At 66.9% G+C, this 13,730-nt stretch carries 11 protein-coding genes and 1 riboswitch; of the genes, 2 read left to right on the top strand and 9 right to left on the bottom strand.

Annotated features, from left to right (window positions below; all coding sequences use genetic code 11):
• Positions 1-33: 33 nt before the first annotated feature.
• Together gcvP and AC4EEV_RS15195 are read right to left on the bottom strand one after the other, a co-directional pair.
• Positions 34-2,913: an aminomethyl-transferring glycine dehydrogenase gene (gene gcvP, locus AC4EEV_RS15200; protein ID WP_491329347.1), complete on the bottom strand. Its 2,880-nt coding sequence runs from the start codon at positions 2,911-2,913 to the stop codon at positions 34-36.
• Positions 2,914-3,101: 188 nt separating this feature from the next.
• A riboswitch (glycine riboswitch) is annotated at positions 3,102-3,198 on the bottom strand.
• A 109-nt stretch (positions 3,199-3,307) separates the two neighbouring features.
• Entirely contained in the window at positions 3,308-3,844 is a 537-nt protein-coding gene (locus AC4EEV_RS15195; RefSeq protein ID WP_109863889.1) for a TetR/AcrR family transcriptional regulator, read from the bottom strand.
• 83 nt (positions 3,845-3,927) lie between these two features.
• Here AC4EEV_RS15195 and AC4EEV_RS15190 point away from each other — a divergent pair, with 83 nt between their 5' ends.
• On the top strand, positions 3,928-5,487 hold the full coding sequence (locus AC4EEV_RS15190) for an MFS transporter (protein WP_491329346.1): 1,560 nt from the start codon (positions 3,928-3,930) through the stop codon (positions 5,485-5,487).
• A gap of 75 nt (positions 5,488-5,562) precedes the next feature.
• On the opposite strand, the gene AC4EEV_RS15185 is transcribed toward AC4EEV_RS15190, so the two are convergent.
• On the bottom strand, positions 5,563-6,042 hold the full coding sequence (locus AC4EEV_RS15185; RefSeq protein ID WP_018762120.1) for a Dps family protein: 480 nt from the start codon (positions 6,040-6,042) through the stop codon (positions 5,563-5,565).
• A gap of 221 nt (positions 6,043-6,263) precedes the next feature.
• Between AC4EEV_RS15185 and AC4EEV_RS15180 the strand changes: the two genes are divergently transcribed.
• Entirely contained in the window at positions 6,264-7,820 is a 1,557-nt protein-coding gene (locus tag AC4EEV_RS15180; protein WP_018762119.1) for an APC family permease, read from the top strand.
• Between the two features lie 154 nt (positions 7,821-7,974).
• Here the strand turns inward: AC4EEV_RS15180 and AC4EEV_RS15175 are convergent, their stop codons facing one another.
• The 6 genes from AC4EEV_RS15175 to araB form a co-directional block, all read right to left on the bottom strand.
• Positions 7,975-8,277 carry a DUF4193 domain-containing protein gene (locus tag AC4EEV_RS15175; RefSeq protein ID WP_018762118.1) on the bottom strand — a complete coding sequence of 101 codons (303 nt, stop codon included), beginning with the start codon at positions 8,275-8,277 and terminating at the stop codon, positions 7,975-7,977.
• A 105-nt stretch (positions 8,278-8,382) separates the two neighbouring features.
• Positions 8,383-8,574 (bottom strand): hypothetical protein, encoded by a 192-nt coding sequence (locus tag AC4EEV_RS15170; protein WP_109863891.1) that lies wholly within the window; start codon positions 8,572-8,574, stop codon positions 8,383-8,385.
• Between the two features lie 81 nt (positions 8,575-8,655).
• Positions 8,656-9,678 carry a LacI family DNA-binding transcriptional regulator gene (locus AC4EEV_RS15165; RefSeq protein WP_491329345.1) on the bottom strand — a complete coding sequence of 341 codons (1,023 nt, stop codon included), beginning with the start codon at positions 9,676-9,678 and terminating at the stop codon, positions 8,656-8,658.
• 4 nt (positions 9,679-9,682) lie between these two features.
• A complete protein-coding gene (araA, locus tag AC4EEV_RS15160; protein ID WP_491329344.1) occupies positions 9,683-11,203 on the bottom strand; it encodes an L-arabinose isomerase in 1,521 nt (506 codons plus the stop codon).
• A gap of 26 nt (positions 11,204-11,229) precedes the next feature.
• Complete coding sequence (locus tag AC4EEV_RS15155) at positions 11,230-11,958, bottom strand: L-ribulose-5-phosphate 4-epimerase (protein ID WP_491329343.1); 729 nt, start codon at positions 11,956-11,958, stop codon at positions 11,230-11,232.
• Positions 11,955-13,703, bottom strand: coding sequence for a ribulokinase (gene araB, locus AC4EEV_RS15150; RefSeq protein WP_491329342.1), 1,749 nt, complete (start codon positions 13,701-13,703; stop codon positions 11,955-11,957). The genes AC4EEV_RS15155 and araB overlap by 4 nt, the downstream gene beginning before the upstream one ends.
• Positions 13,704-13,730: the final 27 nt, after the last annotated feature.

The raw sequence follows: 13,730 nt of genomic DNA, 5'->3' as shown, positions 1-13,730 counted from the left end.
CCGGGTGCCGGCCGGCTCAACCACCGGAGCGGTCTAGTTCTCGAACCCGGCTGTGCTGTCCTCGAACGCTTCGAGGGGCGGGCAGGAGCAGATGAGGTTGCGGTCGCCGGCGGCGCCGTCGATCCGGCCGACGGGCGGGAAGTACTTGTCCTGCTTGTGGTGGGCCGGGAACGCTGCCTGCTCCCGCGGGTAGGCGCGGTCCCAGTCAGAGGAGACGACGGCGGCGGCCGTGTGGGGTGCGTGCCGCAGCGGTGAGTCGGTGACGGCGAAGTCGCCGTTGGCCACCTGGTCGATTTCCTGGCGGATGGTGATCATGGCCTCGATGAAGCGGTCGATCTCGGCCAGGTCCTCGGACTCGGTGGGTTCCACCATGAGCGTGCCCGCGACGGGGAAGGACAGGGTGGGGGCGTGGAAACCGAAGTCGATCAGCCGCTTGGCCACGTCCTCGGCCGTCACGCCGGTCTTCGCCGTGAGTTCGCGCAGGTCCAGGATGCACTCGTGCGCCACCAGCCCGCCCTCGCCGGTGTAGAGGACCGGGAAGTACTCGTTCAGGCGGGACGCGACATAGTTCGCGGCCAGCAGCGCGGACTTGGTGGCCTCGGTCAGGCCCTGCCCGCCCATCAGCTTCACGTACGCCCACGAAATCGGCAGCACGCCGGCCGAACCGAACCGGGACGCCGAGATCGCCACACCGTGCCCGGGCTCGTGCGCGGCCTTGTTCGCGTCCCCCGGCATGAACGGTGCCAGGTGCGCCTTGGCGGCAACGGGCCCGACGCCGGGTCCCCCGCCGCCGTGCGGGATGCAGAAGGTCTTGTGCAGGTTCAGGTGCGAGACGTCCCCGCCGAACCGGCCCGGCTGGGCCAGCCCCACCAGGGCGTTCAGGTTCGCCCCGTCGATGTAGACCTGGCCCCCCGCGGCGTGGACGGCGTCGCAGACTTCGCGGACATCCCCATCGAACACGCCGTGGGTGGAGGGGTAGGTGATCATGATGGCCGACAGGACGTCCCGGTTCGCCTCGATCTTGGCCGTCAGGTCCTCGTGGTCGATCGTCCCGTCAGCGGCGGTGGCAACCACCACCACCTTCATCCCGGCCAGGACGGCGGAGGCGGCGTTGGTGCCGTGCGCCGAGGCCGGGATCAGGCACACGGTACGCTGCTGCTCGCCCCGGGAGTGGTGGTAGCCGCGGATCGCCAGCAGGCCGGCGAGTTCGCCCTGGGAGCCCGCGTTGGGCTGGATGGACACCTGGTCATACCCGGTGATCTCGGCCAGGTCCGCTTCCAGGCCGCCGATGAGTTCGCGCCAGCCCTCGGTCTGGGAATCCGGGGCGAACGGGTGGATCGAGGCGAACTCCGGCCAGGAAATGGCCTCCATCTCAGCCGTCGCGTTCAACTTCATCGTGCACGAACCCAACGGAATCATCGTCCGGTCCAGCGCCAGGTCACGGTCCGAGAGCTTCCGAATGTAACGCAGCAACTGGGTTTCAGACCGGTGCGTATTGAACACCGGATGCTGCAGGTAGGCGGAAGAACGCTCGACGCCGGCCTCCAGCCCAAAGCCCTGGCCCGCGCTGTGTCCCTCGGCAACCGGGGCGCCGAAGACGTCGGCGACCTGCGCGACGATGGCCGGCGTCGTGGTTTCGTCGAGGGAGATGCCTACGGTGTCGGAGTCGATGGGCCGCAGGTTGATGCCGCGGGCCTCGGCGTCGGAAATCACTGCTGACGCACGGCCGGCAACACGGACCGTCAGGGTGTCGAAGAAGGAAGTGTGCAGGACATCCAGGCCGGCGGCCTTGAGCGCCGCGGCGAGGGTACGGGCGTGGCCATGCGTCGTTTCCGCGATCGCCTTCAGCCCGTCCGGGCCGTGGTACACCGCGTACATGGACGCAACGATGGCCAGCAGCGCCTGGGCGGTGCAGATGTTGGACGTGGCCTTCTCGCGGCGGATGTGCTGCTCGCGGGTCTGCAAAGCCAGGCGGTAAGCGGGAACGCCGGCGTCGTCCTTGGACACCCCAACCAGGCGGCCGGGCAGGGAACGTTCCAGGCCCTTGCGGACAGCCATGTAGGCGGCGTGCGGCCCCCCAAAGAACAACGGCACACCAAAGCGCTGGGCCGAGCCAACGGCAATGTCCGCGCCCTGCTCGCCCGGAGGTGTGATCAGTGTCAGGGCCAGCAGGTCCGCAGCCACCGTAACCAGCGCGCCGCGGTCCTTGGCAGCGGTAATGACGGCGGACTGGTCCCACACCCGGCCGGAGACCCCGGGCTGCTGCAGCACGACGCCATTGATGGCGCCGTCGGGCAGGCCCTTGGACAGGTCGGCGACCTCCACCTCGAAGCCCAGCGCCTCGGCGCGACCCTGCACGATGGCGATGGTCTGCGGAAGAACGTCGATGTCGAGCACCGTCTTGCCGTCCTTCGCTGCCGCGGACTTGTTGGCGCGGCGCATCAGGAGCACGGCCTCGGCCACGGCGGTGGCTTCATCCAGCAGCGAGGCGTTGGCGATGGGCAGTCCCACCAGGTCCTGCACCATGGTCTGGAAGTTCAGCAGTGCCTCGAGCCGGCCCTGCGAGATTTCCGGCTGGTACGGGGTGTAGGCGGTGTACCAGGCCGGGGATTCCAGGATGTTGCGGCGGATCACCGGCGGCGTCACGGTGTCGTAGTAACCCTGGCCGATCATCTGGACTGCCGTCTTGTTCTTCGCGGCAAGCTTCCGCAGTTCCGTGAGGACTTCAACCTCGCTGAGGGCGTCCTGCAGGCGAAGGGCAGATTCCTGACGGATGACCTTGGGGACGGCGGTGTCAACCAGTGAGTCGACAGTGTCGTAGCCAACGGCTTTGAGCATGGTATCGACGTCGGCCTGGCGGCGCGCACCGATATGGCGGTCGACGAAAGTGGTGGAGGCTGGGCTAACCGGCACGAAGGAACTCCATTTACTCAGGCGGCGCAGGGTACGCCACAGCGATTCGGGTTCCTCCCCGCTCTGTATTGGACCTGAGAGTTTCCGCGGTGCCTGCCTGGCAGGACCCGCTTGCACCGTCGGTGAGCACACCGGCTCCGAATCCCCGATGGGGGTCATGGGAACCGCCTGCTGCTTTCCAGAGGCGCCTCGCCGCGGCGGTACGGGGGCCTGCGAGATTCCTGGGGAGGATTTGCTCCTACGGCGCCTGCCTGTACACCGGCAGAACTCTCCCGCCGCAGATCAAAGGCTATTCACTTGTAAACCAGCCATGGGCTGGATCATGCGGGCCGGTGACAGCCCTCACAACATTCCATTGTCCTATGCCGCAACCCTTCCCGGCAAATGGCGGAGGCTACCTGCGAAGCCGCTCAAGGGCCGCCAGGAGTTCCTCCACGTCAGCCGCCGCTCCCCCTTGCGGCGCCGGGCCCACGGACAACATGGCGTTGAAATACAGCCCGTCCCCCATATACAAGACCGCTTTGGCCAGCCCCGGCCCCACGTCGGCCGCGATCTCGTCCAGCCACCGCTGCTGGATGGCCGCGAAACGGCGCCGCGTTTCCTGGTGCGCCACTTCCGCCAGCCTGGTGGCGGCAACGATGGCCCGGTCCAGCGGAGTGTCCGCCCAGACGGAGGAGCGGATGAAGTAGGCCGCCGCCCCCTCGGCGGCCGCGGCCATGGCGTCGGCGTCCTCTTTGGCCAGCCCGTCCAGGCGGTCCAGCAGCACTTCGATGAGCGCTTCCTTGTTGGGGAAGTGGTACAGCAGTCCCCCCTTGGACACGCCTGCCTTTTTGGCCACCGCGTCGAGCGTGGCCGCCCGCTCCCCCACGTCGATCAAGAGGGTTTCGAAGGCGTCAAGGACCGCATCACGGGCTACAGGCTTTCGGGGCATGCTTCCCATCATGCCCTCCGCCGGCGTCGAAAAGGGAAACGGCAAGGTTTTAAACTGTACCGTCTGGACGGTATAGTTATTTTATGACGACTTCCCCTTCGACCTCGGCGCCTGCACGCAGCGGCGGAGCGGCCGGGCGGTCCCCGCGGCGCGACTGGCTCGCACTGGGGCTGCTGATGTTCCCGGTACTGCTCGTCGCCGTGGACAATACCGCCCTGACATTCGCCCTGCCCGCCATCACCCGCGCCCTGGAACCCTCCGGCGTGCACGTGTTGTGGATTATTGACGCTTATCCACTGGTATTGGCCGGTCTCCTGGTATCGATGGGAAGCCTTGGCGACAGGATTGGGCGGCGCCGGTTGCTCATTATCGGCAGCACGGGCTTCGCCGGATTGTCCGCCGCAACGGCTTTTGCGCCCTCCGCGGAGTGGCTGATCGCCGGACGGGCCGCACTGGGGTTCTTCGGGGCGATGCTGATGCCCTCCACCTTGTCGCTGATCCGCAACATCTTCCCGGAGCCCAACCGCCGGCGGATGGCCGTCGCCATCTGGGCTGCCGGATTCTCCGGCGGCGCAGCCTTGGGGCCGATCTTCGGCGGCTGGCTGGTGGAGCATTTCTGGTGGGGCGCCGTGTTCCTGGTGGCGGTGCCCCTGATGGTTCCCCTGCTGGCACTGGGCCGAACTTTGATCCCGGAATCCAAGGACCCGTCGCCGGGAAGAGTGGACGTCCCGAGCATCCTGTTGTCCATGCTGGTGATGGTCCCCATGGTCTACGGCATCAAGGATGTTGCCACCGAAGGTCCAGGCCTGGCGGGCCTTGGCAGCATGGCGTTCGGCATGGCGATGGGCGTGGTGTTCGTGCGGCGCCAGCACCGCCTGGAACACCCCCTGCTGGATATGTCGCTGTTCCGGAACCGGGTGTTCAGCATGGCCATCAGCGCCAACATCCTGGCCCTGTTTTCCTTCAACGGCTTCATCCTGTTCCTTGCCCAGCACCTCCAGCTCCTTGAGGGCCTGAGCCCGTCAGCCGCGGGCGTGGCGATGATTCCGGCGCTGGCAGCCACGGTGGTGGCCGGCTTGGTGGTGGTGCCGCTGGTTCGCAAGGTCCGCCCTGGGTACGTGGTGGCGGCGGGGCTGGCGTTCAGCGCCACGGGATACACCCTGGTGGCGTTTGGAAACCACGACGGCGGACCCGCGCTGCTGCTGGCAGCGCTCCTGGTCCTGGCGCTGGGCGTGGGCACGGCAGAAACCATTTCGAATGACCTCATCCTGGGCTCCGCGCCGCCGGAAAAGTCAGGGGCCGCCGCGGCGATCTCCGAAACCGGCTACGAGGTGGGCTCACTGCTGGGGACGGCCGTCCTTGGCTCCATCCTGACGGCCTCCTACCAGCACAATCTGCGCCTCCCGGCCGGATTGGATGGCATGCTCCCGGGCGCCTCGCTGCACAACGCCGGGGAAACGCTGGCCGGCGCCATGGAAGCGGCCGCCGTCCTGCCCGGCCCGCTGGCGGACGCGGTCCGGGACGCTGCGGCGGCGGCGTTCGATTCCGGCGTGCACATCACGGCGGCAATTGGGCTGGTACTGATGGCGACGGCGGCAGTCCTCGCCGCCGTCGTGCTGCGGAAGGTACCCAAGGCCACCTGACCGCACGGGGACCGCAAAGGGCGCCCGGTGCCGGATGAGTTCCGATACCGGGCGCCCTCGTGCGGGACGCTCGGCCTACTTGGAGTCGGCAGTGGTCACCTTGGCGGTTGGCTTCATGTTTTCAGCCTGCACCATCCAGGCAAACTGCTCGAGCCGGGCGATGAACTCGTGCAAAAGGTCCGCGGAGGTGGGATCTTCCTCATCCACCTCGTCGTGGACCTTGCGCATGGTGCCCACGGCGGCTTCCATGGCGGCAACGATCCGCTCAATGGCGTCCGCAGTGCTGATCAGCCCGTCAGGGAACTGGGCCAGGCTGGTGGTTTCGGCAACGGTGGAGCTGCGGCCGTCCGGGAGGGCGTGCAGGGCGCGCATCCGCTCGGCAGTATCGTCGGCGAACTGGCGGGCAGCGTCAACAATCTCATCGAGCTGGAGGTGCAGGTCGCGGAAGTTGGTGCCCACGATGTTCCAGTGCGCCTGCTTGCCCTGGATGTGGAGTTCGATCAGGTCGGCCAGGACTGCCTGCAGGTTGTTGGTCAGTGTCGGTGAAGCTTTCATGCATCCTCCTCAAGTGGTCCAATATGGCTGACGCTACCAGCCGTGGGCTGCCCCGCGGCCGGCAATCCGGAAATTTCTCAGTGAGCTTACTAATTGTGGAAATCAGTCATAAACGAATGTGGTTCATATTGCGTCTTGCATCACAGGGCCGGCAGCCCCATACTAAATGAACGCCATTCATATAGTGACCTCCGTCTCACAGCCTTTCAGAAAGTGGTGCCATGACAGAGACAATCCGCACCAGTACCTCCAAATCCGGCCCCCACGCCCACGCACCGTCCACGGGCGGCGTCAGCGCCAAGGGACTCAAGGGCGGGCAGCTCGGCCTGCTGGCCGTCGTCGTCCTGGGCATCTCAACCATTGCCCCCGCCTACACGCTTACCAGCGCGCTTGGACCCACCGTCAACGAAGCCGGGCTCCAACTGCCAGTCATCTTCCTGATCGGTTTCATCCCCATGATCCTGGTCTCGCTCGCCTACCGGGAACTCAACGCCGATTCCCCGGACAGCGGCACCACCTTTACCTGGGTCACCAAAGCGTTCGGCCCCTGGATCGGCTGGATGGGTGGCTGGGGCCTGCTGGCCGCCAACATCATCGTGCTGTCCAACCTGGCCGGCGTCGCCGTCGACTTCTTCTATCTCTTCCTGTCCCAGGTCACAGGCTCCGCCGAGCTGGCAGACCTGGCGGACAACAAGGCGCTCAACGTCGTCACGTGCTTCGTGTTCGTGGCACTGGCCGTCTGGGTCAGCTACCGCGGCATGCACACCACCAAAATGGTGCAGTACAGCCTGGTGGGATTCCAGCTGCTGGTGCTGGGCCTCTTCGTCGCCATGGCATTCGCCAACTGGTCCACCTCGGAGACCGCCATCCCGTTCAGCTGGGACTGGTTCGACGTCACCAAAATCGAGACCTTCGGCCAGGTTGCCGCCGGCATCTCCCTGTCGATCTTCGTGTACTGGGGCTGGGACGTCTGCCTCACGGTCAATGAGGAAACCGCCAACGGCAAAAAGACCGCCGGCGTGGCAGGCACCCTCACCGCGGTCATCGTCCTGGCCATCTACCTCCTGGTCAGCATCGCCACCATGATGTTCGCCGGCGTGGGAGATACCGGCAACGGCTTGAACAACGCCGAGAACCACGAGAACATCTTCACGGCGCTGGCCTCCCCCATCATGGGCCCGTTCGCCATCCTGATGTCCCTGGCGGTGCTCTCCAGCTCGGCCGCTTCCCTGCAGTCCACGTTCATGTCACCGTCCCGCAGCCTGCTGGCGATGGCCCACTACGGCGCCCTGCCGGAACCCTTCAGCCGGATCAGCCGGAAGTTCGCAACGCCGGGCTTCGCCACCATTGCTGCCGGCGTCGTCTCCGCCGGGTTCTACGCGGTGATGCATGTGGTCAGCGACAACGTCCTGAACGACACCATCCTGGCGCTGGGCCTGATGATCTGCTTCTACTACGGCCTCACCGCACTGGCCTGCACCTGGTATTTCCGGCACAGCCTGTTCAACAGCGTGCGCCACTTCGTGTTCAGGCTGGTCTGCCCGGTGGTGGGCGGCGTGGGGTTGTTCGTGGTCTTCGTCCAGACCGCCGTGGACAGCCTGGCGCCCGAGTTCGGCAGCGGTTCCGAGGTCTTCGGCGTGGGCCTGGTGTTCATCCTGGGCGTAGGCATCCTGGCCCTGGGCGCCGTCGTCATGCTGGTCATGTCCCGCACGCACCCGGGCTTCTTCCGCGGCGAAACGCTCAAGAAGGATACGCCCGCCCTGGTAGTCCCGGAATAGGGCGAAGCGTTCACGAAAAGGTGCCGTGCCCCCAACCGGGCACGGCACCTTTTCCGTTGTCACGGAGGGGTATTTTGGTAACGACGGCGGCCGGAGACACAGCAGCGCCGGCCGCCCCGGAGGGGCAACCGGCGCCGGGAAGAACGGGTGGGGCTCAGCCTTCGCAGTCGCGGCAGTACTTCAGGCCGTCCTTTTCGCGGGCCACCTGTGACCGGTGGCGGACCAGGAAGCAGGACGAGCAGGTGAACTCGTCGGACTGCTCGGGAACCACAATGACGGTGAGTTCCTCGTTGGACAGATCGGCGCCGGGGAGGTCGATGCCTTCAGCGGTGTCATTCTCGTCGACATCGATGACTGCGGTCTGCGCGTTGCCGCTCCGGGACGCCTGGAGGGCCTCCAGGGAGTCAGCGGGAGACTCCTCTTCCTGCTTGCGTGGAGCATCGTAATCGGTAGCCATTAGCATGTTCACTTTCGTTGCTGCACAGCGCCATTTCAGGCACCTCAGTGAAGCAGTTTAGGGCATCATCCGGGCCCCGGCGCAATAGTGTGGCCAAGCAGACATTCAGTTGCCGCCGGACACCCTTCCCAGGTGTTCGGAGCGGGCATGGTCGGCGCCGACGGAGACTCCACTCAAGGCGGGAAGCCACCCCCACCGGGTGGCATCGGCCATGGCGCCGGCGGCCTCGGACTCTGATTCGCAGGTAAAGGTAGCAATGGCCCAGTCGCGGAGCCGGGTGAGCAAGGTAGCCGTCATGCCTGAAACCTACGCAGCAATTGTTGTGGCCACGTTTCGCGGCGGTCTCCCCCGGATTAATTCCGGCGCCTTCCTGCTGCTTCAGCAGGGCGGGGCCGTGCTGCTGCGCAGGATGAGCTCAGGTTCCACCACCAGCGTCCTGGGCCCTTCCGCACCGCCGAGTACCCCGAGCATCATGTCCATGCAGCGCCGGCCCAGTTCTTCGAAGTCCTGCCGGACAACGGTCAGCGGAGGGCTGAAGTATGCCGATTCGGGCTGGTCGTCGAAGCCCACCAGGGAAACGTCCGTCGGCACCTCCAAGCCTGCTTCGTTCAGGGCGCGCAGGATCCCCAATGCCATCTGGTCGTTGCCCACGAAGAGGGCCGTGGCGCGCCGGTCAGCAGCCAGCCGACGGCCAATGGCGTAGCCGCTGCCCGCACTCCAGTCTCCCTCGACCAGGAGATCCGCCTCGAGCCCGGCGGCTTCCAGGGCGGAACGCCAGCCGTCGGACCGCGCCACGGCGTCAATCCAGTCCTGTGGCCCGGCGACATGCCCGATCCGGCGGTGGCCCTGCGCTATGAGGTGCCGGACGGCCAGTTCGGCTCCCTTGCGCTGGTCCACCCGGACACCGCCAACGGCGTCATTCCCGTCGGACCCCACGGCCACTACCGGCACTCCGATAGCGAGTTCCGCCAAGGCCGCCAACGTGGCCAGGTGCGGAACAATCACGACGATCCCGTCCACCGCTTGGTCCAGGAAGTGCCTGACCGCGTCCAGGATGGTGTCCCTGGTGACTTCCCGCAGCGCAGCGACGCTGACAAAATATCCCGCGTCCCGCGCGGCCCGTTCAACTCCCAGCAAGGTGTTGGCCGGGCCGTACTGCGACAACTCGCTGCCCAGGACGCCGATGGTCTGCGAGCGCCGGGTGACCAGGCTGCGTGCTGCTGTATTGCGGCGGTAGCCGAGTTCGGCAATCGCCGCTTCCACCTTGTGCCGGGTCTCCTTGCTGACGTTGGGGTGCTTGTTGACCACCCGCGAGACGGTTTGGTGCGAGACCCCGGCCAGCCCCGCCACGTCCTCAAGCCTTGGCAGCCGCCGCCGGGGCCGGTAGCCGGGCTGCGCCACGGAATCAGATCCCGCCGGCGAGTTTGTAGTAGGCGGCGTTCCAGTTGAGGTCCTTCTTGAACTGGCGGATGGTGGTGCCCTCGTCGATGGTCAGGAGTTCGGTCTTGGCGATCTCGGCGAAGTCCTCGAACACCTCCATGCCCACCTGGGTGGAGAGCACGGTGTGGTGGGCGGCGCCGGCGGTGAGCCAGGCGGCGGCGGACGTGGCGAAGTCCGGCTTCGGCTGCCAGAGCGCGCGGGCCACGGGGAGGTTGGGCAGCGGCTGGTCCAGGGGAACCACGTCGACGGCGTTGGCCACCAGGCGGAAGCGGTCGCGCATGTCGGACAGGGCGACGACGACGCCCGGGGAGGCATCGGCGTCGAACACCAGCCGGACCGGGTCCTCTTTGCCGCCGATGCCCAGCGGGTGGATTTCCAGGCGCGGCTTCGACGCCGTGAGCGAGGGGCAGACCTCCAGCATGTGGGCGCCCAGGATCTTCTCCGCGCCCGGTTCCAGGTGGTACGTGTAGTCCTCCATCAGGGAGGCGCCGCCGGGCAGGCCGGCACCCATCACCTTCGCGGCGCGCACCAGGATGGCGGTCTTCCAGTCGCCTTCGGCGCCAAAGCCGTACCCGGCGGCCATGAGCCGCTGCACGGCGAGGCCGGGCAGCTGGCGGAGGGCCCCCAGGTCTTCGAAGGAGGTGGTAAACGCGGCGGAGCCATTGGCTTCGAGGAAGCTGCGCAGGCCCAGTTCGATCCGGGCGCCGTACCGCAGCGATTCATGCCTGGCCGCGCCTGCGCGGAGCTCCGGCACCACGTCGTACAGGTCCTCGTACTCGGCCACCAGGGCGTCGACGTCGGCCTCCGCCGCGCCGTGCACGGCGTCCGCGAGCTCATTGACGGACCACGTGTTCACGGCGACGCCGAAGCGCAGCTCGGCCTCGGTTTTGTCGCCTTCGGTGACGGCGACGTTGCGCATGTTGTCGCCGAAGCGGGTGAGCTTCAGGGTCCGGACGGCGGCCCAGCCGGCCGCCGCGCGCTGCCAGGAACCCACTTGGCGTGCCACCTCGGGGTTGGAGACGTGCCCGACGACGGTCTTCCGGGCGATGCCGAGGCGGGACTGGATGTACCCGAACTCCCGGTCGCCGTGCGCGGCTTGGTTCAGGTTCATGAAGTCGAAGTCGATGTCCGCCCAGGGCAGGTCGCGGTTGGCCTGGGTGTGCAGGTGCAGCAGTGGCTTGCGCAGCAGGTCCAGGCCGGAGATCCACATCTTGGCCGGGCTGAAGGTGTGCATCCAGGCCGTCACGCCGATGACTGAGTCATCGGCGTTCGCTTCCAGCGCGGTCCGGCGGATGGCATCCGAGTCGGTCAGGACCGGCTTCCAGACGATCCGCACCGGGACGGCGGAATTGGCGTTCAGCTGGTTCGCGATCTCCTGGGACTGGGCGGCCACCTGTTTGAGGACTTCCTCCCCGTAGAGGTGCTGGCTGCCGGTGAGGAACCAGACCTCGTGGCCGTCCAGGGTGGTGTTTGCTGCGGTGTTCATGCGTACTCCTGTTAAAGGTTTGGGGATTACTGCCCGTAGACGTTCTGGTAGCGGGCGTAGAGCGAGTCGATATGGCCTTCGTCGATCGGTAGGGGTTCACCGAGCTGCCGCGAGATATGGACAGTGCGGGCCACTTCCTCGCACATCACGGCGGCCTTCACGGCGGAACGGGCGTCCTTGCCGATGGTGAAGGGGCCGTGGTTCTGCATCAGGACCGCCGGTGAGTTCGAGTTTTTCAGCGTCTCCACAATGCCGTGGCCGATCGAATCGTCGCCGATCAGCGCGAACGGGCCCACCGGGATGGAACCGCCGAACTCATCCCCCATCATGGTGAGCACACAGGGGATGGCCTCACCCCGTGCGGCCCACGCGGTGGCATAGGTGGAGTGCGTGTGCACCACCCCGCCCACCTCGGGCATGTGCCGGTACACATAGGCGTGCGCGGCGGTGTCGGACGACGGCGAGAGCGGCGGGTTGCCCCAATCGACCGTGCCGCCGCCACCAACATTGGTGCCCCTCACCGGCGTGCCGTGCAGGTCGGTCACGACCATTTGCTCCGGGGTCAGTTCCTGGTAGCTGACGCCGGACGGCTTGATGACCATCAGGTCGGTGCCGGGCACCCGGGCCGAGACGTTGCCCGCAGTCCACACCACCAGTTCGTACCGCGTCAACTCAGCGTGCAGGGCGCATACGTCTTCCCGGATCCGGGCGATGGTTTCCAGGAGGCCGGTTCCGGCGCCTGTTTCGGCGGTCATGCGGACACCCCCAGGGTTGCTTTGGCGGCGACGCCTGCTCCGGGCCGGGCCGCCTGGGCGGCCCGTCGCTGGATGACCTTAAGCCGGTGCATCACGTCGTTGCTGCCCCGGCCAAAGTAATCATGGAGGGTTTTGTACTCCTGGAAGAGTTCCTCGTATGCGGCCACGTTTTCCGGGATTGGAGTGTAGACCTCCCCGGGTTCGGCGCCCATGGCCGCTGCGGCATGGCGGATATCCGCATAGTGGCCGGCCGCGACGGCGGCGTGGATCGCCGACCCCAGGGCCGGGCCCTGTTCCGAGCCGATAGTGGAAAGCTGCAGGCCGGTGGCATCTGCGTAGATCTGCATCAGGAGCCTGTTCTTGAGCAGGCCGCCGGCCACGATGAATTCCTTGACCGGAACCCCGGCGTCGCGGAAGGCGTCCACGATGGTGCGGGTTCCAAAGGCTGTGGCTTCCAGAAGCGCCCGGTAGGTGTCCTCGGGCCTGGTGGCGAGCGTCTGGCCCACCACGATGCCGGAGAGCTCGTGGTCCACCAGGACCGACCGGTTGCCGGAATGCCAGTCCAGGGCTATCAGCCCGTGCTCCCCGATGGCCTGCCGCGAGGCCAGTTCGGTGAGGTATTCGTGGATCCCCAGACCCGCCGCCTTGGCCGCCTGGTGGTATTCGGGCGGGACTCCGTATTTCGTGAACCAGCCGAAGATGTCTCCCACGCCCGACTGGCCCGCCTCGTAGCCCCACAGGCCGGGAACGATGCCGCCGTCAACGGCCCCGCACATTCCCGGTACTTCACGCAGTTCCGTGCCGTTCATGACGTGGCAGGTGGAGGTGCCCATGATGGCCACCAGCTGGCCCGGTTCCACCGCCTTCGCTGCCGGGGCCGTCACATGGGCGTCAACGTTTCCCACCGCCACCGCGATGCCCTCCGGCAGCCCGGTCCAGGCTGCGGCCTCCGCGGTCAGTGTGCCGGCGGCGTCACCCAGCCGACCGATGGTGTGCTCGAGTTTGGAGCTGACGAAGTCCTTGAACTCCGGGTTCAGGGCGGCCAGGAAGTCCTCCGAGGGGTAGCGCCCGTCCTGGTAGATGCCCTTGTACCCGGCCGTGCAGGCATTGCGGACATACCTGCCGCACAGCTGCCAGACGATCCAGTCCGCCGCCTCCACCCAGCGGTCCATTGCGGCGTAGGCTTCGGGGTCCTCTTCCAGCAGCTGCAGCCCCTTGGCGAATTCCCACTCCGAGGAAATCAGCCCCCCATACCTGGGAAGCCAGTCCTCGCCCCGTTCGGCGGCGAGCCGGTTGATCCGGTCGGCCTGCCCCTGCGCCGCGTGGTGGCGCCACAACTTCACGTACGCGTGCGGCCGGTTGGCATAGCCCGGCAGTTCGTTCAGTGGGGTGCCGTCGGCCATGACAGGCACCATGGTGCAGGCGGTGAAGTCCGTGGCAATACCGACGACGGCCGCCGGGTCGATCCCGGCGTCGGCCACCGCTGCCGGGACGGCAGTGCGAAGCACCTCCCGGTAGTCGTTGGGCACCTGGAGCGCCCATTCCCCGGGAAGCCGGGCCCCGTCGTCGCCCGCTGTGTCACGTGGCAGGACGTCGGTGACCACGGCGTGCGGATACGCATGGACCGCGCTGCCGAGCTCCTTCCCGTCGCGGACACGCACCACCACGGCACGGCCGGAAAGTGTTCCGTAATCCACGCCGACGACGCAGTGGTCAGGGTTGGAACTGAAGGATGTATCTGGCATTCGGTTGCCTCCGCCCGGGAGGCAGGG

The organism is Pseudarthrobacter sp. MOO14 (assembly GCF_058267675.1).
Note: the sequence above shows the minus strand (reverse complement) of the source record. Positions and strands in the feature narration are given on the sequence as shown.

Excerpts from the sequence above, each read along its gene's own strand:
- AC4EEV_RS15155 (WP_491329343.1), bottom strand. The coding sequence starts at position 11,958 with ATGACCGCCGAAACAGGCGCCGGAACCGGCCTCCTGGAAACCATCGCC.
- araB (WP_491329342.1), bottom strand. The coding sequence starts at position 13,703 with ATGCCAGATACATCCTTCAGTTCCAACCCTGACCACTGCGTCGTCGGC.
- AC4EEV_RS15195 (WP_109863889.1), bottom strand. The coding sequence starts at position 3,844 with ATGCCCCGAAAGCCTGTAGCCCGTGATGCGGTCCTTGACGCCTTCGAA.
- AC4EEV_RS15190 (WP_491329346.1), top strand. The coding sequence starts at position 3,928 with ATGACGACTTCCCCTTCGACCTCGGCGCCTGCACGCAGCGGCGGAGCG.
- AC4EEV_RS15185 (WP_018762120.1), bottom strand. The coding sequence starts at position 6,042 with ATGAAAGCTTCACCGACACTGACCAACAACCTGCAGGCAGTCCTGGCC.
- araA (WP_491329344.1), bottom strand. The coding sequence starts at position 11,203 with ATGAACACCGCAGCAAACACCACCCTGGACGGCCACGAGGTCTGGTTC.
- AC4EEV_RS15170 (WP_109863891.1), bottom strand. The coding sequence starts at position 8,574 with ATGACGGCTACCTTGCTCACCCGGCTCCGCGACTGGGCCATTGCTACC.
- AC4EEV_RS15175 (WP_018762118.1), bottom strand. The coding sequence starts at position 8,277 with ATGGCTACCGATTACGATGCTCCACGCAAGCAGGAAGAGGAGTCTCCC.
- AC4EEV_RS15180 (WP_018762119.1), top strand. The coding sequence starts at position 6,264 with ATGACAGAGACAATCCGCACCAGTACCTCCAAATCCGGCCCCCACGCC.